General features: G+C 74.7%; 24 protein-coding genes. 2 read left to right on the forward strand and 22 right to left on the reverse strand.

Annotated features, from left to right (window positions below):
• Positions 1 to 591: 591 nt before the first annotated feature.
• Genes Q0840_RS10305 through Q0840_RS10315 form a run of 3 tightly spaced genes read right to left on the reverse strand, consistent with a single transcriptional unit; the run spans position 592 to position 3,984 of the window.
• Complete coding sequence (locus tag Q0840_RS10305; protein WP_298459367.1) at positions 592 to 1,539, reverse strand: tetratricopeptide repeat protein; 948 nt, start codon at positions 1,537 to 1,539, stop codon at positions 592 to 594.
• 25 nt (positions 1,540 to 1,564) lie between these two features.
• Positions 1,565 to 2,581 carry a hypothetical protein gene (locus Q0840_RS10310; protein WP_298459369.1) on the reverse strand — a complete coding sequence of 339 codons (1,017 nt, stop codon included), beginning with the start codon at positions 2,579 to 2,581 and terminating at the stop codon, positions 1,565 to 1,567.
• Positions 2,581 to 3,984 carry a hypothetical protein gene (locus Q0840_RS10315; protein WP_298459371.1) on the reverse strand — a complete coding sequence of 468 codons (1,404 nt, stop codon included), beginning with the start codon at positions 3,982 to 3,984 and terminating at the stop codon, positions 2,581 to 2,583. The genes Q0840_RS10310 and Q0840_RS10315 overlap by 1 nt, the downstream gene beginning before the upstream one ends.
• A 231-nt stretch (positions 3,985 to 4,215) precedes the next feature.
• On the opposite strand from Q0840_RS10315, the gene Q0840_RS10320 reads away from it, so the two are divergent.
• Together Q0840_RS10320 and Q0840_RS10325 are read left to right on the forward strand one after the other, a co-directional pair.
• Complete coding sequence (locus tag Q0840_RS10320) at positions 4,216 to 6,240, forward strand: hypothetical protein (RefSeq protein WP_298459372.1); 2,025 nt, start codon at positions 4,216 to 4,218, stop codon at positions 6,238 to 6,240.
• A complete protein-coding gene (locus tag Q0840_RS10325; protein ID WP_298459373.1) occupies positions 6,237 to 6,689 on the forward strand; it encodes a hypothetical protein in 453 nt (150 codons plus the stop codon). The genes Q0840_RS10320 and Q0840_RS10325 overlap by 4 nt, the downstream gene beginning before the upstream one ends.
• A 10-nt stretch (positions 6,690 to 6,699) precedes the next feature.
• On the opposite strand, the gene Q0840_RS10330 is transcribed toward Q0840_RS10325, so the two are convergent.
• From Q0840_RS10330 to prmC, 19 genes are all read right to left on the reverse strand, one after another.
• A complete protein-coding gene (locus tag Q0840_RS10330) occupies positions 6,700 to 7,530 on the reverse strand; it encodes an alpha/beta fold hydrolase (protein WP_298459375.1) in 831 nt (276 codons plus the stop codon).
• Between the two features lie 49 nt (positions 7,531 to 7,579).
• Positions 7,580 to 8,365 (reverse strand): alpha/beta hydrolase, encoded by a 786-nt coding sequence (locus tag Q0840_RS10335; protein ID WP_298459376.1) that lies wholly within the window; start codon positions 8,363 to 8,365, stop codon positions 7,580 to 7,582.
• 28 nt (positions 8,366 to 8,393) lie between these two features.
• Positions 8,394 to 8,699: a hypothetical protein gene (locus tag Q0840_RS10340; protein WP_298459378.1), complete on the reverse strand. Its 306-nt coding sequence runs from the start codon at positions 8,697 to 8,699 to the stop codon at positions 8,394 to 8,396.
• A gap of 94 nt (positions 8,700 to 8,793) precedes the next feature.
• Positions 8,794 to 10,227, reverse strand: coding sequence for a GH1 family beta-glucosidase (locus Q0840_RS10345; protein WP_298459379.1), 1,434 nt, complete (start codon positions 10,225 to 10,227; stop codon positions 8,794 to 8,796).
• A 154-nt stretch (positions 10,228 to 10,381) separates the two neighbouring features.
• On the reverse strand, positions 10,382 to 11,632 hold the full coding sequence (locus Q0840_RS10350) for an N-acetylglucosamine-6-phosphate deacetylase (RefSeq protein WP_298459381.1): 1,251 nt from the start codon (positions 11,630 to 11,632) through the stop codon (positions 10,382 to 10,384).
• A gap of 55 nt (positions 11,633 to 11,687) precedes the next feature.
• On the reverse strand, positions 11,688 to 12,383 hold the full coding sequence (nucS, locus tag Q0840_RS10355) for an endonuclease NucS (protein ID WP_298459383.1): 696 nt from the start codon (positions 12,381 to 12,383) through the stop codon (positions 11,688 to 11,690).
• A 12-nt stretch (positions 12,384 to 12,395) separates the two neighbouring features.
• Positions 12,396 to 12,809, reverse strand: a complete 414-nt coding sequence (locus Q0840_RS10360; protein ID WP_298459385.1) for a DUF2550 domain-containing protein — start codon at positions 12,807 to 12,809, stop codon at positions 12,396 to 12,398.
• Between the two features lie 17 nt (positions 12,810 to 12,826).
• Complete coding sequence (locus tag Q0840_RS10365) at positions 12,827 to 13,126, reverse strand: F0F1 ATP synthase subunit epsilon (protein ID WP_298459387.1); 300 nt, start codon at positions 13,124 to 13,126, stop codon at positions 12,827 to 12,829.
• A gap of 53 nt (positions 13,127 to 13,179) precedes the next feature.
• The gene (gene atpD / locus Q0840_RS10370) at positions 13,180 to 14,661 is read right to left on the reverse strand and encodes a F0F1 ATP synthase subunit beta (RefSeq protein WP_298459388.1); all 1,482 of its coding nucleotides are present in this window, start codon (positions 14,659 to 14,661) and stop codon (positions 13,180 to 13,182) included.
• A gap of 85 nt (positions 14,662 to 14,746) precedes the next feature.
• Positions 14,747 to 15,637 carry a F0F1 ATP synthase subunit gamma gene (locus tag Q0840_RS10375; RefSeq protein WP_298459390.1) on the reverse strand — a complete coding sequence of 297 codons (891 nt, stop codon included), beginning with the start codon at positions 15,635 to 15,637 and terminating at the stop codon, positions 14,747 to 14,749.
• Between the two features lie 3 nt (positions 15,638 to 15,640).
• Positions 15,641 to 17,269 carry a F0F1 ATP synthase subunit alpha gene (atpA, locus tag Q0840_RS10380; protein ID WP_298459391.1) on the reverse strand — a complete coding sequence of 543 codons (1,629 nt, stop codon included), beginning with the start codon at positions 17,267 to 17,269 and terminating at the stop codon, positions 15,641 to 15,643.
• A 78-nt stretch (positions 17,270 to 17,347) separates the two neighbouring features.
• Positions 17,348 to 18,160, reverse strand: a complete 813-nt coding sequence (locus Q0840_RS10385) for a F0F1 ATP synthase subunit delta (RefSeq protein ID WP_298459393.1) — start codon at positions 18,158 to 18,160, stop codon at positions 17,348 to 17,350.
• Positions 18,160 to 18,741 (reverse strand): F0F1 ATP synthase subunit B, encoded by a 582-nt coding sequence (locus Q0840_RS10390; protein ID WP_298459560.1) that lies wholly within the window; start codon positions 18,739 to 18,741, stop codon positions 18,160 to 18,162. Before Q0840_RS10390 ends, Q0840_RS10385 begins: the two co-directional genes overlap by 1 nt.
• Positions 18,741 to 18,971, reverse strand: a complete 231-nt coding sequence (gene atpE / locus Q0840_RS10395) for an ATP synthase F0 subunit C (protein WP_146905009.1) — start codon at positions 18,969 to 18,971, stop codon at positions 18,741 to 18,743. The genes Q0840_RS10390 and atpE overlap by 1 nt, the downstream gene beginning before the upstream one ends.
• A gap of 92 nt (positions 18,972 to 19,063) precedes the next feature.
• The gene (gene atpB / locus Q0840_RS10400) at positions 19,064 to 19,876 is read right to left on the reverse strand and encodes a F0F1 ATP synthase subunit A (RefSeq protein ID WP_367183111.1); all 813 of its coding nucleotides are present in this window, start codon (positions 19,874 to 19,876) and stop codon (positions 19,064 to 19,066) included.
• 127 nt (positions 19,877 to 20,003) lie between these two features.
• Positions 20,004 to 20,459, reverse strand: a complete 456-nt coding sequence (locus Q0840_RS10405) for a hypothetical protein (RefSeq protein WP_298459396.1) — start codon at positions 20,457 to 20,459, stop codon at positions 20,004 to 20,006.
• Positions 20,456 to 21,700, reverse strand: coding sequence for an MraY family glycosyltransferase (locus Q0840_RS10410; RefSeq protein WP_298459398.1), 1,245 nt, complete (start codon positions 21,698 to 21,700; stop codon positions 20,456 to 20,458). The genes Q0840_RS10405 and Q0840_RS10410 overlap by 4 nt, the downstream gene beginning before the upstream one ends.
• Positions 21,697 to 22,500 (reverse strand): L-threonylcarbamoyladenylate synthase, encoded by an 804-nt coding sequence (locus Q0840_RS10415; protein WP_298459562.1) that lies wholly within the window; start codon positions 22,498 to 22,500, stop codon positions 21,697 to 21,699. The genes Q0840_RS10410 and Q0840_RS10415 overlap by 4 nt, the downstream gene beginning before the upstream one ends.
• 14 nt (positions 22,501 to 22,514) lie before the next feature.
• The gene (gene prmC, locus Q0840_RS10420) at positions 22,515 to 23,396 is read right to left on the reverse strand and encodes a peptide chain release factor N(5)-glutamine methyltransferase (RefSeq protein ID WP_298459563.1); all 882 of its coding nucleotides are present in this window, start codon (positions 23,394 to 23,396) and stop codon (positions 22,515 to 22,517) included.
• Between the last annotated feature and the right edge of the window lie 42 nt (positions 23,397 to 23,438).

Here is a 23,438-nt window from a genome sequence, read left to right on the forward strand (position 1 = left end):
CAAGAGGCAACCGCTCAAACTTACCCGAACCAGCACCCCACCGTCAACCACCCAGCCAAGCCACCGATTCCACCCCCCGACACCGCGATCCACCCACAACCATCAGCTGCGAGAGACCACCACCAGGGGAGCCACCCCGGGACCAGCCACCCGCTCACGAAGAGCCTCGGTGTCCGTTCCTCCCTGCCGGGCGACGAGGCGAAACATTACGCACACCCCCCGCCACCGTCAAAACCACCGCCCCGTGACCGCCATCACCCCCGCTGACCAGCACTGATGCACGCCCGGGCGTGTCTGCGCCGCAGACACGCCCTCGATCCGCGTCGACGCCCGCGGCGGGCGCCTGCAGCGCCGGTCGTGCGCCCTCGGCGCCCGGCGTGCCGGGCGGCGCGCGGGTGGCGGCGAGCTGGGCGCGTGCTCACCCTCCGTCATGCCGTTCTCCGTGCAGCGGGGCGTCACAGCGCCCCAAGCCGTTGCCGGCGTCCCCGTCGCTGCCCGTGGCGTCACCACCCCTGGGCGCGTCTCCGCCCGAGTGCAGGCGGGGGCCGCCGTGCGTGACCGGTTGCCGGTCCCCGACGGGCCGGCCGCCGGTCAGTACAGCGCGCTCGCCAGCGCGCGCCGGGCGGGGCCGACACGGGGATCGTCGGAGCCCACCACCTCGAAGAGGTCGACCAGGCGCACCCGCGCCCGCTCGCGCTCCTCGCCGGACGTCCGCCGGACCACGTCGATGATGCGCGCGAACGCGTCCTCCACCTTGCCGCCCAGCACGTCCAGGTCGGCCACGAGGAGCTGGGCCTCGACGTCGGCCGGGTCCTGGGCGGCGGCGTCCCGGGCCGCCTGGAGGTCGGCGTCCTGCGTGCGACGGAGCAGCTCGACCTGCGCGAGCCCGGCCCGGGCCATCGCGTCGCGCGGGTTCTCCCGCAGGGCCTGGGTGTACGCCTCCACTGCTGCGTCCAGGTCACCACGCTCGATGGCGTCGTAGGCGTCCTGGTGCAGCGGCGCGAGCGGCGGCTCCTCCGGCTCGGGCACCTCGGCCGGCTCCTCACCGGCACCGTCGCCCCGCGGAGCCGCCCCGGTGACTCCGTTCGCCGCCGCCGCAGCGAGCAGCTGGTCGAGCACCGCGGCGATCTGCTCCGGCGGGTACACGCCCTCGAACAGCGGGACCGGCTGGCCGGCCAGGACCGCCACGACGGACGGCAGGGACTGGACCTGGAAGGCGGCGGCCACCTGGCGGTTGCTGTCCACGTCGACCCGCGCGAGCGCGAAGGCGCCCGCCGCACGTTCGGCCAGCGTGCCGAGGTCACGCGCCAGGTCGATGCTGGCCGGGCTGCGGGTGGACCACAGGAGCACCACGACCGGGTACTGCGTCGAGCTCTGGACGACGTCGCCGAACGTCGCCTCGGTGACATCGACGGTGTAGGGCCCCGGTGCCGGGGCGCCCTCGGCGGTGCCTGCGGGCGGCGCGGCGGGCCGTGCCAGGGCGGAGAGGTCGACGGCGCCGCGGACGTCGAGGCGCGGCTGCTGGCTGGGCTGGCTCATGGTGGCGATCTCCTCGGTGGACGGCTCAGGAGCCGGAGGCGGACGTGTAGGTGTGCTCGGCACCGAGCACCTCGATCGGGGCGTTCGCGCCGGCCGGCGGGACGTAGAAGACGACGACGTCGGTGTAGCCGAGCACCAGCGTGTTGCGCAGCACCGCCCCGGCCGGGATGGCGCCACCGGAGACGGCGGCGATCTCGGGTGTGGCCGTGAGCGACGCGTCACTCAGCGTGAAGGTCGACGTCGTCGTCATCCCGCCCACGACGATGGCCCCGCCGTCGGCGGTGCGCAGCGCGACCAGCTGGTCGGGCACGGCCGCGTAGGTCTCGGTGAAGGTCCCGGTGCCCTGGGCGATGCCCTCCGACGTGGTACGGCCGGTCGCGATCCGCTCCCGGTAGGGGTCGGGGTTCGCGAAGGACGCCGCGAACGCCGAGCCGTCGCCGCTCAGGAGCACGTCGGCGTACTGGGCGACGACGTCGGCCGGCGTCGCGACGAGCCCGGCGGCGTCGGGGGCGAGCACCTCCGCACCGGCGGTCGGTGCCGCGATGGCCGGCATCTCGGCGCCCGGCAGCAGGCGCGCCCAGCCCCACAGCGTGTACGGCTCGCGGGGCGACTGCTGCTGGAGCACGAGCAGACGCGGGCTGGTGAGGTCCTCGGGCTGCTCGGTGACCACGAGCTGGGTGCGCGGCCAGGGCGTCGCGTTCGGGACGACCAGCGTCTGGGGCTGCACGGGCAGGGGCGTGACCGGCTGCGCCCCTGCCGTCGCCGCGGCGACCGCGTACTCCGCGGCGCGCGACGTCAGGGCGGGCCCGCTGACCCGCGCGGACAGCTCCACGGTCGACAGCGCCGCGTCCCCGCTGGCGAGCACGTCACCGATGGCGGTGAGGATGCGGTCGGACTGCTCGAGCGTCGTGGCCGGTGGCGGCACGGCGAGGGGCGCCTGTGCCTGCGGCTGCGGCAGCTCGGCTGCGCACCCGGTGAGTGCGAGGCCGGCGGTGAGCGCGAGCGCGACCCGGCCGAGCCGCGTCCGCTGGGCGGTGCGCATCAGTGGTCCTCTCCGTCGGTGCGGCCGTCGGCACGGGGCTCGGGCTCGCGGGGTGGTGAGCCGGCGCCGGGGAAGCCCCACGCGCGTCGCCAGGCGTCGGCACGGGAGCCACCGGCGGCCGGCGCCGGCGTCAGCCCGGTGTCCCCGGTCTCCCCGGTCTCCCCGTCGAGGCCGGTCACCGTCCCGGCGCCCGGGTCGCCGTCGAACGCATCAGCGCCGCTGTCGGGATCGTGGGCTCCGTCACCGGTGGACGCCGCCGCGTCCGGATCGGTCGCCGGCACGTCGGCAGGCGATGCCGGCCCGGGCGCCGGGGCGGCGCCGTCACGGCGGTCCGCAGCGGTGCCGGACGCCGACGCGTCCGTCGCCGCCACCGGTCGGGCCGCGGCAGGTGTGGTGCCGGCGACCTCGGCCGTCGGGCCGGTGGGCGCGTCGGCGTCCGACCCTGCAGGGGGCACGTCCGGCGTCACGCCCGCGTGCGGGTCCATGGCTGTGGCCCCGCCGGCGTGCGGCCGAGGGTCCACGACCGCGGTCTCGCCCGTGCGCGGCGTCCACGGGCGCGGCGTCCGGGCGGCCTGACGCGCCGCGGCGGCGGCCGCTGCGGCAGCCGCTGCGGCTTCCCGTCGCTCGCGGCGGGTGCGCGACGCGCCGGGGTCCGCAGCGTCCCCTGCGCCGTCGGCGGCGACGACCGGGGTCGCTCCCGTGGTCACGGCCTGCCACTGCTCGGCGCGCGGCCCGCGGCTCGCGCGCACCGCGAGCAGCAGGGCGAGCAGCAGCAGCACGACGCCCCCCACGACGCCGGGGACCAGCCAGGGCGTCGTGACCGTCCGGGGCCAGGACAGCTCGACGGTCGGCGGGCCGGCGCCCTCCCCCGCCGTGGCGACGAGCAGCGTCCAGCGGCCCTGCTGCGGCTCCCACACCAGCTCCGCCGATCCCTCGCCGCTGGCCTGCTCGACCCACAGGTCGCTGCCGTCCGGGTCCGGCGCGGGGGTGGCGGGCGCCGCCTCACCGTCGGGTGCCGCCTCCTCGGCTGGAGCGGCCTCACCCTCGGCGACCTCGGGGGCCGGCGCGGTCGAGGCGACGTCGTCGGTGGTGAAGGTGTGCCAGTCCTGCAGCCCGGTCACGACGGTGTGCGCGTCCGTGCCCACCCACCCGTCGACGTCGGTGTCCCGACCGACCGCCAGGACGACCTTGGTGCCGTCGTCGGCGGTCGCCCGGACGCTGACCGGCGGGTCGCCCATCTCGAGCACGCCGGGCGCCGTCGTGAGCAGCGTGGTGCCGGCGGCGGCGGTGGCGGTCGCCGTGAGCGTGTCGTCGGCCCGCCAGGCGGTCGCAGAGGCGATGCCCAGGACGATCGCGGCCAGGCCGAGCACGCCCAGCACGGCGGCGATGAGTCGTTGCAGCACGAACGAGCCCTTCCGGAAGGTGACGCCCCAGGATAGGTGCGCAGCGACTCGGCGGCCGAACCGGGCGGGCCCCGGCGGCCCGCCCGTCGGCGGTCCGAGGGCGACCCTGCCGGCCGACGGACCGCCGGATACGCTGAGGACAGACGACCGGCCCGTCGGCCACGGCGCGCGCGGTGACCCCCGCCCGCGGTCCCTGGCGGGTCCGCAGCCGCACCGCCACCTGGAGGACCCGTGCCCGACGACCGACCGACCTTCCCCGTGGTGAGCTTCCGCGGTTACGACCGGGGGCCGGTCGACGCGCGGCTGGCTGAGCTCGAGCAGGCGCTCGCCGACGCCCGGGGCCAGGTCGAGGCGTTGGACGCCAAGGTCATGCAGGCCAGCGGCGAGCTCTCGGACGCCCAGCTGCGGCTGCGGGAGGCGGAGCGGCCGACGTACTCGGGCCTGGGGGCGCGGGTCGAGCAGCTCCTGCGGACCGCCGAGGAGCAGTCCGCCGACGTCGTCGCACGCGCCAACGAGCAGGCGCGCGACGCGGTGTCCCGGGCCGACGTCGCCGCAGCCCAGCTCCGTGAGCGCGCCGAGCGGGAGGCGGCCGAGACCATCGCCGCGGCCCGCCGCGAGGTCGAGGAGATCCGGTCGGCGGGGCACGCCGACGCCGAGGGTGCGCTGGGCGACGCCGCCCGCCGTGCGGAGGAGCTGGTCGGCTCCGCCGAGCGCGAGGCCGCGCGCATCCACAGCGCCACCACCACCGAGGACGCGGAGCGCCGGGCCGGCCTCGAGCGCGAGATCGGCAGCACCCGGGCGACCGTGCAGCGTGAGCTCACCGAGCTGCGGGTGGCGACCGAGCAGGCGGCGGCCGAGGTGCGCGCGGCGGCCCAGGAGGACGCGGCCCAGTGGCGGTCGGCCGCTGAGCAGGAGGCGGCGGAGCTGCGCCGGACCGTCGACGCGGACACCTCGGAGCTGCGCACCCGGACCGAGCGCGAGCTCGCCGCCCTGCGCCAGGAGACGGAGCGGTACGTCGCCGGCCTCCGGTCCACGACGGAGGCGGAGGTCGCCGAGCTGCGCCAGCGGGTCGAGACGGAGGTCGAGACGGCCCGGTCCCAGGGTCTCGCGCACGTCGAGGCGGTGCGGACCGCCGCCGAGCGGGAGGCGACCACCCTGCGGCAGCGTGCCGCGGCGGAGTCGGCGGCGGTGCGCACGGAGGCCGAGCAGTACGCCGCCGGGCTGCGCGCGGCGGCCGACCGGGACACCGCCGAGCAGCGGTCCGGCGTCGACCGCGAGCTGGCCCACGCGCGCGAGACGGCCGAGCGTGAGACCGCAGACCTGCGGGCCGTGGCCGCCCTGGAGACGGGCGAGCAGCGCGCGGCCGCCGAGCGGGAGACCGCGGAGCAGCGCGAGGCGACCCGGCTGGACGTCGAGCGGATCAGGGCAGAGGCACAGCGTGCGGCGGCCGACCTCGTGCAGGCCGCCCAGGTGGAGGCGGACGCCCTGCTCGACGGCGCCCGCCGCGCCGTCGCGCAGGCCGAGGTCGACATCGCCGGGCTGCGGGAGGCGGCCGAGCGGGCCGACGCCGAGCGGCACGACGCCGCCCGCGAGCAGACGGCGCGGCTGGTCGCGGAGGCGGAGGCGCACGCGGCCGAGGCCGAGCAGCGGGTGGTCCGGGCCCTGGAGCAGGCCGAGCGGGTCCGTCGTGACTCCGACGCCCAGGCCCGCGACGTCCTCGCCGCCGCGCGGCACGACGCCGACCGCATCGTCACCGAGGCGCGCCAGGCGGCCGACCGCACGATCGGCGAGGCGACCACGACCGCGCACACGGCACGGACCACGGCGCAGCGTCAGGTCGACGACCTCCACCGCCAGCGGGAGGCGATCGCCGCGTACCTCGACGAGCTGCGTTCGCTGCTCGGCGACGACCCGACGCCGAGCCGTGCGGTGCTGGACCGCGCGAGCCAGGCGCAGGAGCGCTTCGCCACGGCCACCGGTGACGACGTCTCGGTGCCCATGGACGCCGACGAGGTCGATCGCCCGGGCACCGGCGCGGAAGGGGCGCAGGTCGCCGGCGACGGCGACGCGGCCGGCGCGCGCGTGTCGTCGTCCGACGAGCACTCCGCCGAGGGCGCCGACGCGACCGAGGGCGCCGACTCGGCCGACTCGGCCGACACCGCCGAGGTGCCGGTCACCGACGACGAGCCGTCCCGGGCCGAGCCGTCCGGCGACGCCCGTGACGCCGGACCCGAGGACGCGGCGACCCCGCGATGAGCGACGCCGGTGCCGCCACGCCCGCACCCGGGGACGACCCGGCATCCTGGCGCGCGCAGCGTCACGAGGCCGCGGACGTGCACGCCGAGGCGCTCGAGCGACGCCGGCAGTCCGAGACGGCCCAGGCGCGCACCCTGCTGGACGAGTTCGTCGAGCAGGCCGCCGCCCGGGGCCTGAGGCCCACCGCGCTGGCCGCCCGCAGCTACGACGGGCGCTCGCGGTACCGCACGCCGCTGCGGGGCTGGTACCTGCGGCGCAACGAGAGCGTGGCCGTCGCGACCGACGGGCAGTTCTACGTGCTGACCGTCCCGGCAAGCCTGCGGGCGCGCTTCGCGGGCGTGTCCCCCGCGGCCAGCGACCCGCCTCTCGTCCTGGGCAAGGGCGCCCGCGACGGCGAGTCCATCGACCTCGCCGACGCGCTCGCGCGGGTCCTGTCGGGCGGCGCCTGACCGCCCGGGGTCAGGCCCGGTCGGCGTCCGCCACGCGCGCCAGCAGCCGGCCGAGCGCCGAGGCCACGGACGCCGGGTCCTCGAGGCTCGTCATGTGCCCGACGCCGGGCACGACGACGAGCTCGGCGTCGATCAGGGCGCCGGCCATGTGCCGGGCCGCGGGCACCGGCGTGACCTCGTCCTGGTCGCCGACGACGACCACGGCCGGGCCCGCGAACCCCGTCAGCACGGCGGTCCGGTCGGGCCGGGCGGCCATCGCCCGCTGGGCCCACGCGACGCCGTGGGGGTTCGCGTCGCCGATCCACCGGGCCATCCGCTCCAGCAGGTCCGGCCGCCCCACCCGGCTGTCGGCCCCGAGGAGCGCGCGCGGGGTCCCGGCGAGCTCGTCGAGCGTGCCGGCGGCCACGACGGCGTCGGCCACCCGGTGCCGGTTCGCCCGTGCGGCGTCGTCGTCAGGGGTCGACCGGGTGCTCAGCAGCCCGAGCCCGGCGACGAGGCCGGGGTGGCGCTCGAGCAGCGCCATCGCGACGTAGCCGCCCATCGACAGGCCCGCGACGACGGCCCGGTCGACGCCGGTGGCGCGCAGCGTCGCGGCGACCGCGTCGGCGACCGTCTCCAGCGACGGCTGCGGATCGGCGCCCAGGGCATCCGCCATCCTCTCGGGCGGGGGGGAGGCACCGAAGCCCGGCGGGTCGACGGCGAGCACGGTGCGCCCGCGCGGCAGCAGCGCGGCGACGTCGTCCCACATCCGCCGGTTCAGCGGGAAGCTGGGCAGCAGCACGAGCGGTGCGCCGCTGCCGTCCGCGTAGGTGTGGCGGGCGAGGGGCTCGCGGGTGGTCATGGCCGTCGGTCCTCCCGGGTCGGGGTGCGCGTCGGCGTCGGGCGGCGCGTCAGCGGGTCTGGTCGTCGTCGGTGGCCTGCTCGACCGGACCGTCCCAGGTCGTCGGCAGCGGCGTGGGATGCCCGGGCAGCACGTGGGCGACGACCTCGTCGAGCACCCGCCGCACCGAGGACTCCCCCACCCACAGGTGCTTGGCGCCGTCGACGCCGATCACCTCGGCCTGCCGCACCCGGGCGAAGCGCTCCCGCGCCGCCTCGGGCCGCAGGTAGTCGTCCAGCTCGGGGACGAGCACGACGAGCGGCTTGCCGAACGCATCCCACGCGTCGAGGTCCGCGTCGGTCGCGCGGTGCAGCGGCGGGGAGAGCAGGATCGCGCCGTCGACGGCGGGGTCGTGCCCGTGCATGAGTGCGAGCTCGGTGCCGAAGGACCACCCGACCAGCCAGCGCCGCGGCAGGTCACGGAACTCGGCCAGCTCGATGGCGGCCGCGACGTCGAACCGCTCGGCCCCGCCGCCGTCGAAGGCGCCCTCGCTCGTGCCGCGCGGCGAGCTCGTGCCGCGGGTGTTGAACCGCAGCACCGCCAGGTCGGCGAGCGCCGGCAGCCGCCAGGCCGCCTTGCGCAGCACGTGGGAGTCCATGTACCCGCCGTGGGTCGGCAGCGGGTGCAGCGTGATGAGGGTCGCGGCCGGTGGCCGGTCCGCCGGCAGCGCGAGCTCGCCGACCAGGGTGAGCCCGTCGGCGGTGTGCAGCTCGACGTCCTGGCGACGAGCGGGCAGCACCGTCAGGGACCGGATCTCCGACGTGGCCGGGGCTGTGCCGGCGTCGTGGGTGCTCATCGCACGGAGCCTACCGACGGGCCGTGATTCAGCGCGGGCGGCGTCGGGCACGCAGCTGCCAGCACGCGGTGTGCCAGTGCCGTCGGTCCGCGACCGCCTGGTCCTGCCCGAACAGCCCGTCCTGCGCCCAGGCCACGACGTGCGCCGTCCCCGGCGCGACCATCTGCTGGCAGCCCGGGCACCGGTAGGACTTGGTCGACCCGCGCACGTGCTGGACGGTCCAGGAGCCGTCGGGCGCGTCCTCGCTGCGGCGGCCCCCGGTCGCACGCTGGACGTCGAGCTCGGGGTGCGGCTCGGTCCACGGGCGTCGCTTGGACCTGCGGCTGCTGGGCATGGTGCCATCCTCCCCGGTCGGGCACGACGACGCCCGCGGCGCTCACCGTGCGCCGCGGGCGTCGTCGGCCGACCCGCTCGGCGGCGGCCGAGGGTCAGCCGAGCTGGGCGGCGGACTCCACCGACGGCAGCGTGCGGGTGCGCACCAGCTCGCGGTACCAGTGGGCCGAGTCCTTGGGGATCCGCTCGAGGGTGTCGTAGTCGATCCGGACGATCCCGAACCGCCGGTCGTACCCGTAGCCCCACTCGAAGTTGTCCATGAGCGACCACACGAAGTAGCCGCGCACGTCCGCGCCGGCGTCCATCGCCGCGCCCACCGCGTCGATGTGGTCGTGCAGGTAGGACACCCGACGCTCGTCGTGCACGCGTCCGTCGGCGCCGACCTCGTCCTCGAACGCCGCACCGTTCTCGGTGATCATCAGCGGCTGGTCGGGGTACGTCGCGTGCACCGACATGAGCAGCTCCGTCATACCGGACGGCTCGATGTTCCAGCCCATCGCCGTGTACGGACCGGGCTGCTGGACGAACGCGACGTCGGTCGCACCGATCCACGGGCTCGCGGCCGACGCGCCGTGCCCGTCGTTCTCCGGCCGCTCGCCGGTGCCGTCGAAGTGGCGCACGCGCACCGTGGAGTAGTAGTTGACGCCCAGCACGTCCAGCGGCGTGCGGATGATCTCCAGGTCGCCGTCCTGCACGAACGCCCAGTCGGTGACCGACGCGGTGTCGGAGACGAGGTCGCCCGGGTAGGCGCCGTCCAGGATGGGGCCGAGGAAGGCCCGATTGGCCAGCGCCTCGATCCGGCGCACCGCGTCGAGGTCGTCGGCCGACGACGGGTCGTCGGGGCGCACGACGTGCAGGTTGAGGGTGATCGACAGCTTGGCCCCGTCACCCAGCACGCCGCGGATCGCGCGGCCGGCCAGCCCGTGGGCGAGGTTGAGGTGGTGCACCGCGGCCAGCGCCGCCGCGCCGTCGGTGCGGCCCGGTGCGTGCACCCCCGATCCGTAGCCCAGGTACGCCGAGCACCAGGGCTCGTTGAGCGTCGTCCAGACGGTGATGCGGTCGCCGAGCTCGCGCGCCATCCGCTCGGCGTACTCGGCGAAGCGGTACGCCGTCTCGCGGTTGGCCCAGCCGCCCGCGTCCTCCAGGGGCTGGGGAAGGTCCCAGTGGTACAGCGTCACGACCGGCGCGACGCCGGCCTCGATCAGCGCGTCGACCAGGTCGGAGTAGAACGCGATGCCCTCGGGGTTGAAGTCCCCCGAGCCGCCCGGCTGCACCCGCGGCCACGAGATGGAGAACCGGTAGGCCTGCAGGCCGAGGTCCTTCATGAGGGCGACGTCCTCGCGGAACCGGTGGACGTGGTCGGCCGCGACGTCCCCGGTGTCGCCGTTCAGGGTCTTGCCCGGTGTGTGGCTGAACGTGTCCCAGATGGACGGACCCCGGCCACCCTCCGTGGCCGCGCCCTCGATCTGGTAGGCGGCCGTGGCCGAGCCCCACAGGAACTCGGGCGGGAACGTGCGTGCGCTGCTCATGCGGGCGTGACCCTTCGGTGCGATGTCGGTGGGGCGGGCCGGTACGTCGTGTGCACGCGCCGGTGCCAGCCTCACCGTAGAGGGTGCGGCACCGCTTCCACACGTCGGGGCGGGACCGCGACCAGCGGGCGCACGGCCGGGCACCGGCCCACGCTCAGCGGGAGTCTGCCCGGTCGCCGACGGGCACGACCCACCGCCCGGCCCGCAGCACGCCGAGCGGCATGAGCCCGCCGTCGACCACGACGACGTCCGCGCGTCGCCCGGGTGCGAGCGCACCGAGGTCCGCGCGGCCGAGCACCCCCGCCGGGGTGAGGCTGGCGGCGCGGACCGCGTGCTCGAGGCGGACGCCGGCCGCCACCGTGGCGCGGACCACGTCGAGCAGATGGGCGGTGCCGCCGGCGATCGCGCCGCCGTCCACGAGGCGTGCGACGCCGTCCACGACGCGCACATGCACCGGTCCGAGCCGGTAGCTGCCGTCGGCCATGCCGGCCGCCGCCATCGCGTCGGTGACCAGGGCGATCGCGTCCGGCCCGACGAGGTCGAACACCGCCCGGACGGTGCCGGGGGCCAGGTGGGTGCCGTCCGCGACGAGCTCGACGACGAGGTCGCCGCGGGACGCGGCGGCCAGGCACGCGGCCACCGGGCCGGGGTCGCGGTGGTGCAGCGGCCGCATGCCGTTGAACAGGTGGGTCGCGGTCGGCCGCGGCGAGCGCGTCCCCGGGCGGCCGAGCGCGGACCGCGCCTGGGCGACGGCGTCGTCGACGACCTCCGCGGAGGCGTCGGTGTGGCCGATCGACGGCACCGCCCCCACCTGGGCGAGCGTCGCGAGGACGCCCGCGCCCCCGCGCACGCCCTCGACCTCCGGAGCCACGGTCATCGTCACGAGGTGCCCGCGCGCCGCGGCGGCGAGCTCGCGCACCAGCCCCGGGTCGCCGTCGAGCATGTCGGCCGGGTTCTGCGCTCCGCACCGTGCCGGCGACAGGAACGGTCCCTCGGCGTGGATGCCGACCAGGTCACCGGAGTCGGCGAGGTCCGCGAGCAGCGCGGCGCGGGTGAGCAGCGTGCCGCGGTCGGCGGTGACCAGGGACGCGACGAGCGACGTCGTGCCGTGCGCCAGGTGCTCGCCCACCGCGCGCAGCGCCTCGTCGGCGGTGGTCGCGTCGGGGAACGAGACACCCCCTCCGCCGTGGTCGTGCAGGTCGACCAGACCGGGCAGCAGGGTGGTGCCGGCGCCGGGCGCGGGGGCGGCGCGCACCGCGGCGGCGAGGGCCGGCGGCACGGCCGGCACGGCCCCGACCCAGGCGATCTGCTCCCCGTCGACGACGACGGCGCCGTCGTCGAGCACGGCGTCGGGGGTCACGACACGGCCACGCAGGACGAGGGGCTGGGGGGCGGCACCGGTCACCGGCCCATCATCGCCCAGCGGCGCCACCGTCCGTGGTCGCCGGACCGCCGCACGCTCAGAACAGCCGCGAGCCGACGTCGTCGTGGCCGCGCATGGCGTCCAGATCCAGCACGAGGCAGCCGATCCCCCGGTCCACCGCGAGCACCCGGGCCTGCGGCTTGATCTCCTGGGCGGCGAACACACCCCGGACCGGGGCCAGGTGCGGGTCGCGGTTGAGCAGCTCCAGGTAGCGGGTGAGCTGCTCGACGCCGTCGATGTCGCCCCGCCGCTTGATCTCCACCGCCACGGTGGCCCCGGAGGGATCGCGGGCCAGGATGTCCACGGGCCCGATGGCGGTGGGGTACTCGCGCCGCACCAGGGTGTGGCCGGCGCCGAGCAGCTCGATCTGCGCGGCCAGCAGGACCTGCAGGTGCGCCTCGACGCCGTCCTTCACCAGCCCGGGGTCCACGCCGAGGTCGTGCGCGGAGTCGTGCAGCACCTCGTGCAGCTCGATCACGAGGCGGTCGTCGCTCTTGCGGTGCTGGACCGACCACACCTGCTCGACCCCGCGGGTGCGCGCCTCGTCGTCGGGTTCGGCGACGGCGAGCGCGCAGGGCGGGCTCATCCAGTTCAGCGGCTTGTACGAGCCGCCGTCGGAGTGCAGCAGCACGCTGCCGTCCGCCTTGACCAGGACGAGCCGGGTCGCGAGCGGCAGGTGGGCGTTGAGCCGGCCGGAGTAGTCGGCCGAGCAGCGGGCGATGACCAGACGCACGGACCCTCCAGATCAGATGACGCGGCGGGCGTCGGTGGGGGGCGCGGCCTCGAGCCACGCCGTCAGCCCGGCGAGGGCGTCGGCGGACATGCTGAGCTCGAGGTCGTCCCCGTGGTACCGGCAGAGCACCACGAGCGTGCCCGGGTCGGCCGGGTCGAGCGGGGCCCGTCCCAGCAGCTCCAGGTCGGCCCGCCACCAGGTCAGGGCCGGTCGCGGCGCGAGCGACCACGACCGCCACCACTCGATGCGGCCGGCCCCGTAGTGCGCGATGCCGGCGGTCCAGGCGGACCCGGCCGGACGGGTCCCGCACTCGAACGCGCCGATCCGCCCCGACAGCACGCGCAGGCGCGACGCGCCCAGCGCGGCCGTCACGACCAGGACGAGCAGCAGCACGCCGAGGACGGCGGCGATCAGCGTCCCGGTCACCGGCAGGCCTTCGCCGGTCAGCGTCCGGCGGAGCCGGTCGTGGACTCGGCCGTGCCGGAGGCGTCGTCGGCGAAGTCCACGACGACGGTCACCTTGTCGAAGTCCACCGAGATGAACCCTGCGTCGACCGGCGTGCGGATCACCTCACCCGAGAGCGGGGTGATCCGCACCGTCCCGGCCCGGAGCACCGCCAGCAGCGGCGTGTGCCCGGCCAGGATGCCGACCTCGCCGTCGGCGGCAGGTGCACTGACCATGCTCGCCTCCCCCGACCAGATCGTGCGGTCGGCGGCGACGAGGTCGACCTCCAGGTGTGCCACAGGTACTCCCCTTGCTCAGGTGCGGATGACGAGGACGGATGTCGGACCGTGGGTCAGAGCCCGTAGTCCTTCTGGATCCGCGCCCAGTTGCGCTCGAGGTCCTCGAGGCCACCGATGTTGAAGAACGCCTGCTCGGAGATGTGGTCGAACTCGCCGTCCGCGATCTTCGAGAACGCCTCGACCGTCTCCGACATGGGGACCGTCGACCCGGGGACCGACGTGAACTGCTCGGCCATGTAGGTGTTCTGGGACAGGAACTGCTGGATGCGCCGCGCACGGCCGACGACGGTCTTGTCCTCCTCGGACAGCTCGTCGACACCGAGGATCGCGATGATGTCCTGCAGCTCCTTGTTGCGCTGGAGGATCGACTTCACGCGAGTCGCCGTGTCGTAGTGCTCCTGCCCGACGTAGCGCGGGTCGAGGATGCGCGACGTGGACGCCAGCGGGTCGACGGCCGGGTACAGACCGCGCGAGGCGATCTCGCGGGACAGCTCCGTCGTCGCATCCAGGTGCGCGAACGTCGTGGCCGGCGCCGGGTCGGTGTAGTCGTCCGCGGGCACGTAGATGGCCTGCAGCGACGTGATCGAGTGGCCGCGCGTCGAGGTGATGCGCTCCTGCAGCTGGCCCATCTCGTCCGCGAGGTTCGGCTGGTAGCCGACCGCGGACGGCATGCGACCGAGCAGCGTGGAGACCTCGGACCCCGCCTGGGTGAAGCGGAAGATGTTGTCGATGAACAGCAGCACGTCCTGCTTCTGGACGTCGCGGAAGTACTCCGCCATCGTCAGCGCGGACAGCGCCACCCGCAGGCGCGTGCCCGGCGGCTCGTCCATCTGGCCGAACACCAGCGCGGTCTGCTTGATGACGCCCGAGTCGGTCATCTCCTCGATGAGGTCGTTGCCCTCACGGGTCCGCTCGCCGACACCCGCGAACACCGACACACCGTTGTGGTTGTTGGCGACGCGGTAGATCATCTCCTGGATCAGGACCGTCTTGCCGACGCCGGCGCCGCCGAACAGGCCGATCTTCCCGCCCTGGACGTAGGGCGTGAGCAGGTCGATGACCTTGATGCCGGTCTCGAACATCTGGGTCTTGGACTCGAGCTGGTCGAAGTTCGGGGCCTTGCGGTGGATCGGCCAGCGCTCGGTGACCTCGATGCGCTCGCCCTCCTTGGCGTTGAGCACCTCACCGGTCACGTCGAAGACGTGCCCCTTGGTGACGTCCCCGACCGGCACGCTGATCGGCTGGCCGGTGTCGGTCACGATCGCGCCGCGGACGAGGCCGTCGGTCGGCTTGAGCGCGATGGCGCGCACCAGCGCGTCACCCAGGTGCAGGGCGACCTCGAGCGTCATGGTCAGCGTGCCCTCGCCCTCGCCACGGGAGGCGAGGTCGATGTCGACCGTGAGGGCGTTGTAGATCTCCGGGATCGCGTCGGCCGGGAACTCGATGTCCACGACGGGACCGATCACCCGGGCGACCCGGCCGATGGTCGGCTGACCGGATCGCGAGGAGCCGGTCTCGGTAACGGTGGCAGTCATTGATCTCTCGCTTCGCTGGGCCGAGGACGGCCCCGGTCGGTCTGTACCTGCATGCTCGGTCGGTGCTGCGCCGGTGCGCAGCGGTCTAGGAGGCCAGCGCGTCGGCGCCGGAGACGATCTCGCTGATCTCCTGGGTGATCTCGGACTGGCGGGCCTGGTTCGCCAGCCGGGTGTACATCCGGATGAGGTCCTCGGCGTTGTCCGTCGCCGTGTGCATCGCGCGCTGGCGGGCGGCCAGCTCGGACGCGGCCGCCTGGAGCAGGCAGCTGTAGATCCGGCTCCGGACGTACCGGGGCAGCAGCGCGTCGAGGACGGCCTCGGGCGACGGCTCGAAGTCGTACAGCGGCAGGGTGCGGTGCTCCTCGACCGACGCGACGCCCTCGACCACCTCGAGCGGCAGCATCCGGATGACCCGGGGGGTCTGGGTCACCATGCTGACGAACTGCGTGAACACGACGTGGAGCTCGCCGACGCCCTCGTCGCCCGGGGTGAGGAACGCCTCGAGCAGGGTGTCGGCGATCTCGGTCGCCACCTCGTACGTCGGCGCGTCCGACCCGCCGGTCCAGCTGCGGGCGATGTCCCGCTCGCGGAACGTGTAGTACGACACGGCCCGGCGGCCGACGACGTACAGCACGACCTCCTTGCCGTCTGCCTGCAGGTCCGCGACCAGCCGCTCGGCCTCGCGGATGACGCTGGCCGAGTAGGCCCCCGCCATGCCGCGGTCGGACGTCGCGACGAGCACCGCGACCCGGTTCGTGTCGGTCCGCTCGGTGGTGAGCGGGTGCGACACGTCCGAGTGGGTCGCGACCGCGGACACCGCGCGGGTGAGCGCGCGGGCGTACGGCGTGGAGGCGGTGACCCGACCGCGCGCCTTGGCGATGCGCGAGGCGGCGATGAGCTCCATCGCACGGAAGATCTTCTTCAAGGACTGGGTCGACCGGATCCGCTGCCGGTAGACGCGCTGCTGACCTGCCACGCGTCAGCCCCGCTTCTGCCGGACGATCTGCTCCTGCTCGACCTCGACGCCCTCGTCGTCCTCGTCGCCGCCCATGAGCGGCGACCCGTCGCCCTTGAGGAAGCCGCGACGGAACTCGTCGACGCCGGACTCGAGAGCCTGCTCGGTCTCGTCCTCGAGCTTGCCCGTGGTCGCGATCGTCGTCAGCACCTCGGTGTGGCGGCGCAGGTGGTCGATGAGCTCGGTCTCGAAGCGGCCGACGTCCTCGACCGGGACGTCGTCGAGCTTGCCCTTGGTGCCGGCCCAGATCGAGGCGACCTGGTCCTCCACCGGGTACGGGGAGTACTGGGGCTGCTTGAGCAGCTCCATGAGGCGCGCACCCCGGGTGAGCTGCGCCCGCGAGGCGGCGTCCAGGTCGGAGGCGAACATCGCGAAGGCCTCGAGCGACCGGTACTGCGCCAGGTCGAGCTTGAGCGTGCCGGACACCTTCTTCATGGCCTTGACCTGGGCCGAGCCACCCACGCGGGACACCGAGATGCCGACGTCGACCGCGGGGCGCTGGTTGGCGTTGAACAGGTCCGACTGCAGGAAGATCTGGCCGTCGGTGATGGAGATGACATTGGTCGGGATGTAGGCCGAGACGTCGTTCGCCTTGGTCTCGATCATCGGCAGACCGGTCATCGAGCCGCCGCCGAGCTCGTCGGAGAGCTTCGCGCAGCGCTCGAGCAGACGGGAGTGCAGGTAGAACACGTCACCCGGGTAGGCCTCGCGGCCCGGCGGGCGGCGCAGCAGCAGGGAGACGGCACGGTAGGCCTCGGCCTGCTTGGACAGGTCGTCGAAGATGATGAGGACGTGCTTGCCCTCGTACATCCACTGCTGGCCGATGGCCGAGCCGGTGTAGGGCGCGAGGTACTTGAAGCCGGCCGGGTCGGACGCGGGGGCGGCCACGATGGTCGTGTACTCCAGCGCCCCGGCGGACTCCAGCGCCCCGCGCACGGAGGCGATGGTCGAGCCCTTCTGGCCGATGGCGACGTAGATGCAGCGGACCTGCTTCTTGGGGTCGCCCGACTCCCAGTTGGCCTTCTGGTTGATGATCGTGTCGATCGCGATCGCGGTCTTGCCGGTCTGGCGGTCGCCGATGAGCAGCTGGCGCTGGCCACGCCCGATCGGGATCATCGCGTCGATGGCCTTCAGGCCGGTCTGTAGCGGCTCGTGGACGCTCTTGCGCATCATGACGCCGGGCGCCTGCAGCTCCAGCGCACGGCGGCCGGTGGTGGCCACCTCACCGAGGCCGTCGATGGGCTCGCCCAGCGGGTCGACCACGCGGCCGAGGTAGCCGTCGCCGACCGGCACGGACAGCACCTCGCCGGTCCGGCGGACCTCCTGGCCCTCCTCGATGCCGGTGAACTCGCCCAGCACCACGACACCGATGGTGCGCACGTCCAGGTTCAGCGCGAGGCCCAGCGTGCCGTCCTCGAACCGCAGGAGCTCGTTGGCCATGGCCCCCGGCAGACCCTCGACCTGGGCGATGCCGTCGCCCGCGAGGACCACCCGGCCGACCTCCTCGGCCACCGCGCCCTTGGGCTCGTAGGACTTCACGAAGCTGTCGAGGGCAGCCCTGATGTCCTCGGAGCGGATCGTCAGCTCAGCCATTGCTCTTCTCCTGTCGTGACTGCACGTGTGGGGTGCTGTCGTTCACGTCGATGATGCGGTATCGGGTACCGGGACCCGTCAGCCGGCAAGTTGCCGTCGTGCCTCGTCGAGCCGGGACAGCACGGTGGCGTCCACGACCTCAGCGCCGACCTGGACACGCAGCCCGCCCAGCACCGCGGGGTCCACGGTGACGTTCACCTGGATGTCGGAGCCGTAGGCGCCGCTCAGGATCGAGACCAGCCGGTCCCGCTGGGCCGGGGTCAGGTCCGTGCGGGACGTGACCGCGGCGACGACCCGGCGGCGGCGCGCGGCTGCGAGGTCGCCGACGTGGCCCAGGGTCGCCACGAACTGCCGTCCGCGCGGGGACACCGCGGCCCGCCGCGCGATCCGTCGGGTCGCGTCGGCGGCCCCCCGCGCCAGGATCGCGTCGACCAGGGCGGCCCGCCGCTCGGCGGGCACCGTGGTGTCCGCCAGCGCCTGGCGCGCGGCACGCTGGCCGACGAGGGCCCGGGTCAGCTGGAACAGCTCGTCCTCGACGCGCGCCAGCTCGCCGGCGGCGTCGGCCGACGCGAGCAGGGCCCAGAAGCCGAGCTCCTCGACGGCCTCGCTGAGGTCGTCCTCGGCTGACCAGCGCTGGGCGGCCAGGTCCGCGACGACGTCGGCGGCACCCGGTCGGGCGTCCGCCATCAGCCGACGCGCCAGCGCGCTCTTCGCCTCACCGTCGATCGACGGGTCGGTGAGCGTGCGGCGCAACGAGCCGGAGCTGTCGAGCGCGTCGACCAGGGCGAACATCTGCTCGCCCACCTCGGCCGCCTCGACGCCGGCAGCGACCAGCACCGGCTCGAACCGGTCCGCGACCCCCTGCAGGGAGCCCCGGCTCGTCCCGCGCATCACGTGCCGGCGTCCGCGGTGGAGGCCGCGAGCTCGTCGAGGAAGCGGTCGACGACGCGCGACTGACGCGCCTCGTCCTCCAGCGCCTCACCGACGATCCGCGACGCGAGCTGGGTGGCCAGCGTGCCGACCTCGGCGCGCAGCGAGACCTCGGCCTGCTGGCGCTCGGCCTCGATCTGACGCTGCGCCGTGGCCAGGATGCGCTCGGCCTCGGCCGAAGCACGCTCGCGGTGCTCCGCGACGATCGCGGCGCCCTCGGTGCGGGCCTCCTCGCGGATGTGCGCCGCCTCGGCCCGCGCGGCGGCGAGCTCGGCGTTGTTGCGCTCCAGCGCAGCCTGGGCCTCCGCCTGCGCCGACTCGGCCTTGGCGATGCCGCCCTGGATCTTGTCCGCGCGCTCGTCCAGCACCGCACGGAACTTCGGCAGCACGAACTTGTAGAACGCGAACGCGATGATCGCGAGCACGATCGCCGACCACACGATGTCGTAGATCGCGGGGATCAGCAGGGAGATGCCCTCCACCGGCTCGCTGTGGTCCTCCTCGACAGCCGCTCGCACGACGGCCGGGACTGCCGCGGTGATCACGAGAAGAGGAAGCCGGTGATCAGGCCGAGAAGACCGAGGACCTCGACGAACCCGATGCCGATGAACATGGTGGTGCGGAGCTGGCCCGCCACCTCGGGCTGGCGCGCGATGCCCTCGATCGTCTTGCCGATGAGGATGCCCAGGCCGATACCGGGGCCGATCACGGCGAGGCCGTACCCGATGGTCGCGACGTTGCCGTTGACCTCGGCCAGAATGGTGGTGTCCACGATCTCTCGTTCCTTCCGTAGGGCGCCCCACCGGATCGGCGGGGCGTCTCGTGCCGCGGGGCCGGCGACGGCGCCCGCTGCGATGTGCTGGGTCAGTGCTCCGCTTCGACGGAGAGGTTCAGGTACACCGCGGTCAGGACCACGAAGATGTACGCCTGCAGCGCCGCCACGAAGACCTCGAACAGGGTGAGCGCGATGGCGCTGACGAACGTCAGCGCGCCGAACGCCTTCATGGCGGGCGCCGCCTCGAGCACGAAGTAGTGGGTGGCCGAGAAGGTCAGCACGAGCATCAGGTGCCCGGCGACCATGTTGGCCATGAGTCGGATGGCGAGGGTCGCGGGCCGCAGCACGAACACCGTGAGGAACTCGATGGGCGTCAGCAGCACATACATGAACGCCGGCACCCCGGGGGGGAACAGGTTGTTCTTGAGGAAGCCGCCGACGCCGTGCGCGCGGACCCCCGCCCCGAGGTACATGACGTAGACCCACAGCGCCAGCATGATCGGCAGGCCGATCAGCGACGTCCCGGCGATGTTGAGGAACGGGATGATGCCGGTGAGGTTGAACGCCAGGATCGCGAAGAACAGGGTCGTGAGCAGCGGCACGTACTTGCGCGCGCGCTCGGCCCCGAGGATCTCCTGGGCGACGTTGATCCGCACGAAGTCGAGCAGGAGCTCCACGACGCTCTGGCTGCGGCCCGGCACCAGGCGGGCCCGGCGCGCCAGGAGGACCATGACGATCACCAGCGTCAGCGCGGCGATCAGCCGGACGAGCTGGAGTCGGTTGACCTCGAGGAAGGACCCCTCGAAGAGGATGGGAGCCGGGAAGAAGTCGGCGATCGTGGGGGTGTGGAAACCCTCGCCCTCACCCGCGGCGGCGGGCAGGATCGTCGCAAGGCTGGACAGGGGTGCTCCCGGGGTTCATGGCTCCGTCGGACGGTCGCATGCACGCGCGCCGTCGGGCCTTGCCGTCATGGATCGGGGACAGCGTAACGCATGCGATACGCCTCTCCGCGCCGCTCCGACGGCCTGGTCAGGCGGGCCCGGAACCGTCCGACGCCGGGGTCACGTAGGGCACGCGTCCGACCCGGACGGCGCGCAGATCCAGCAGCGCCGAGCCGATGACACCCGCGAACAGCACCGCCGCCAGCACGCCCCGGTGGTAGAAGTCCTCACCCCGGATGAGCGCCAGCACCGCGATCAGCACGACCACCTTGGCGAGCCAGCTGCCCATCACCACGGCCGCCATCGTGGTGGCCGGGGCGCGGGACGTCACGAGCATCGACACCACCGTGGTCCCCGAGAACAGCAGGGCCAGGCCGACGCCGATCAGGGCACCCCAGACACCAGCGGTGCCGGCGATCGCGTAGCCGATGCCGACCCCGAGGACGGTGAGCAGCGCGAGCAGCACCAGCATGTCGCGCAGGGCGGTCCGGAAGACCGCGTGCACCGGGTCGGGCGCCGGGGCGGTGGCGTCGGGCGGGGTCATGGGTGGATCCCTTCGTGGTGGTCGGCGCGCGCCCCGGTGTCACGGCGGGCGCGGTCGACGGGGGCAGCGGGGGTGTCCCCCGTCCCCGCGTCGGTCGGGACGGGCAGCCCGGCGTCCGAGTCGGCGGCGGGGTCCGCGGCGCGGACCCGGCCGCGCAACGGTCCCAGCGTGAGCAGGGCCGCCACGAGCGCGGCGGCCCCGAGCACGACGAGGACCGTCGTCGTGGACAGCAGGACGAGGGCGGCCGCACCGAACGCGAACACCGCCGTCCACAGGTACATGATGACGACCGCTCGGCGGTGGGAGTGCCCCAGCTCGAGCAGCCGGTGGTGCAGGTGCAGGCGGTCGGGGTGGAACGGGGACCGTCCCGCGCCCACCCGGCGGATCACCGCCAGGCCCATGTCCAGCAGCGGCAGCATCAGGACCGCGATCGGCAGCAGGATCGGCAGGAAGGCCGGCACCGTCTGCCGGGGCGTGACGAGCTCGAGGTTCTGCAGGTCGATCTGGCCCGTGACGACGATCGCGGCGGACGCGATCACGAGCCCGATGAGCATCGAGCCGGAGTCCCCCATGAAGATGCGTGCGGGGAAGAAGTTGTGCGGCAGGAACCCCAGGCACGCGCCGACGAGCGCCGCGATCACGACGGTCGCGAGGTTGGAGACGTCGGTCGGGGTGGACTCGCGCGACAGCAGGTAGGTGTAGACGAAGAAGCCGGTGCCGCCGATCGCGATCACGCCGGCCGCCAGGCCGTCCAGGCCGTCGACGAAGTTGACCGCGTTCATCGCGACCACGACGGACACCACCGTGACGAACAGCGACAGCCGTGGCGACCCGATGAACAGGCCGTCCCCGACCGGCAGCTGGTACAGCTGCACGCCCTGCAGCGCGAGGAAGCCGCCCGCGAGCGACTGGCCCGCGAGCTTCGTCATCCAGTCCAGGTCCCAGATGTCGTCGGCCACGCCGAGCAGGCACACCATCGCCGCCGCGCCGACGATGCCCCAGGCACGCCCGGTGTCCTCGAACACCCCGCGCAGGAAGGGGATCTGGCTGGCCACCGCCATCGCGATCGCCAGGCCGCCGAGCATCGCCAGGCCACCGAGCCGGGGGGTCGGCACGGCGTGCACGTCGCGGTCGCGCAGCGCGGTGATGGCGCCGGTGCGCAGCGCGACCCATCGGGCCACCGGCGTCAGCAGGTAGGTGACCGCCGCGGCCACGAGCAGGACGAACAGGTAGACCCTCACCCGGCGTCGTCCCGGGTGCCGGGCGGCGCCGCACGCGTGGGGTCCACGTCGTCCGGGCGGGTCGGGTCGATCGCGTCGGCCTCGGTGGCGGTGGCGGCGTCGGTGGCGGTGGCCTCCGTGGCGGCGGCGGCGGGCGCGTGGGCGTCGGCTGCCGGCGGGGCGTCCTCGCCGGGGTCCACCACAGGCGCGACGGCGCGCAGCGCGGTCAGCGGGACCGCGCCGACGCGGACCAGGCGCAGGAGGTCTCCTGTCGCGTCGACGATGGTCGAGGCGATCCCGCCCGGCACCTGCCCGGCGTCGAGGTACACCTGGACGCTGGCGCCCAGGTCCTCCCACGCGGCGGCCGCCGTGAGCGCCGCGGGCCGGCCGGTGAGGTTGGCGCTGGAGACCGCGAGGGGGCCGGTGCGCCGCAGCACCGCGAGCGCGGCGGGGTGGTCCGGCATCCGCAGGGCGACGGTGCCGTGCGTCTCGCCCAGGTCCCACGCGAGCGACGGCTGTGCGCGCAGGATGACGGTCAGCCCGCCCGGCCAGAACGCCTCCACCAGCGACCGGACGGCGTCGGGCACGTCCGTGGCCAGCCCGTCCAGGGTCCGCAGGTCGGGCACCAGCACCGGTGGGGGTGCCTGCCGGCCGCGGCCCTTGGCGGCGAGCAGCGCGGTCACGGCGGGTGGGGTGAACGCGTCGGCGCCGATCCCGTAGACGGTGTCGGTCGGCAGCACCACGAGGCCGCCGCGCGCGACGACGTGCACGGCCTCGTCGATGGCGGGGCCCCAGGCGGCGGGGTCACGGACGTCGCGCAGACGGTCGGGCACGGTCACGACGGCGAGTGTTTCATGTCGTCGTGCGCAGCAGGGGACGCCGCGTGCGGCGCGCGCCGGGCCACCACCATCCGGGGGCGCCCGGTCAGGTCGTCCTCGGTCCGGGCCGGTCCGAACGCCCCCGTGGCGTCGACGATCGCCCGGGCACCGGCGGCCTGCACCTCGGCGTGCTCCATGACCAGCAGACCACCCGGACGCAGCAGGCGGGCCGCGGCGCCCACGATGCCACGCGGGACCTCCAGGCCGTCCGGCCCGAGCCCGTACAGCGCGACGGCCGGGTCGTGCCGGGCGACCTCGGGGTCCACCGGGACCGCACCCGGGGGAACGTAGGGCGGGTTGGACACGACGACGTCCACGGTGCCGTCGAGCGCGGTGAGCGCGGTTCGGGCGTCCCCCCGGTGCAGGGTGACCCGGTGCCCGTCGAGGTTGCGGGCGGCCCACCCGTGCGCGGCGGCGTCCAGCTCGACGGCGTGCACCCGTGCGCCGGGGACCTCGGTGGCGACGGCGAGCGCGATCGCCCCGGACCCCGTGCACAGGTCCACCACGAGCGCGCCACCGGTGCGGGCGGACGCCTCGGCGGCCGCCGCGATCGCGATGCCGGCGACGGCCTCGGTCTCCGGGCGGGGGACGAAGACGCCGGGGCCGACCGCGACCTCGATCCCGCGGAACGGCGCGCTGCCGACCAGGTGCTGCAGCGGCACCCGCTGCGCCCGGCGGGCGACCAGCGCCGCCAGGCCCGCCGGCGCCGGACGACCCAGCGCGACCGCGACGCCGAGCTCGCCCCGGCCCACCCCGAGCAGGTGCGCCGCGAGGATCTCGGCGTCGACCCGGGGGGAGCTGACGCCGGCCGCGGCGAGCACGGACTCGGCCTCGCGCAGCGCGGCGCCCAGCGCCGTCGACCGCACCGACGAGGCCGGCCG

The sequence above is a fragment of the uncultured Cellulomonas sp. genome, from assembly GCF_947494015.1.
GTDB lineage: Bacteria > Actinomycetota > Actinomycetes > Actinomycetales > Cellulomonadaceae > Pengzhenrongella.

Coding starts and splice junctions, on each gene's coding strand:
- Q0840_RS10305 (WP_298459367.1), bottom strand. CDS start 1,539: ATGAGCCAGCCCAGCCAGCAGCCGCGCCTCGACGTCCGCGGCGCCGTC.
- Q0840_RS10310 (WP_298459369.1), bottom strand. CDS start 2,581: ATGCGCACCGCCCAGCGGACGCGGCTCGGCCGGGTCGCGCTCGCGCTC.
- Q0840_RS10325 (WP_298459373.1), top strand. CDS start 6,237: ATGAGCGACGCCGGTGCCGCCACGCCCGCACCCGGGGACGACCCGGCA.
- Q0840_RS10330 (WP_298459375.1), bottom strand. CDS start 7,530: ATGACCACCCGCGAGCCCCTCGCCCGCCACACCTACGCGGACGGCAGC.
- Q0840_RS10335 (WP_298459376.1), bottom strand. CDS start 8,365: ATGAGCACCCACGACGCCGGCACAGCCCCGGCCACGTCGGAGATCCGG.
- Q0840_RS10340 (WP_298459378.1), bottom strand. CDS start 8,699: ATGCCCAGCAGCCGCAGGTCCAAGCGACGCCCGTGGACCGAGCCGCAC.
- Q0840_RS10345 (WP_298459379.1), bottom strand. CDS start 10,227: ATGAGCAGCGCACGCACGTTCCCGCCCGAGTTCCTGTGGGGCTCGGCC.
- atpD (WP_298459388.1), bottom strand. CDS start 14,661: ATGACTGCCACCGTTACCGAGACCGGCTCCTCGCGATCCGGTCAGCCG.
- atpA (WP_298459391.1), bottom strand. CDS start 17,269: ATGGCTGAGCTGACGATCCGCTCCGAGGACATCAGGGCTGCCCTCGAC.
- Q0840_RS10385 (WP_298459393.1), bottom strand. CDS start 18,160: ATGCGCGGGACGAGCCGGGGCTCCCTGCAGGGGGTCGCGGACCGGTTC.
- Q0840_RS10405 (WP_298459396.1), bottom strand. CDS start 20,459: ATGACCCCGCCCGACGCCACCGCCCCGGCGCCCGACCCGGTGCACGCG.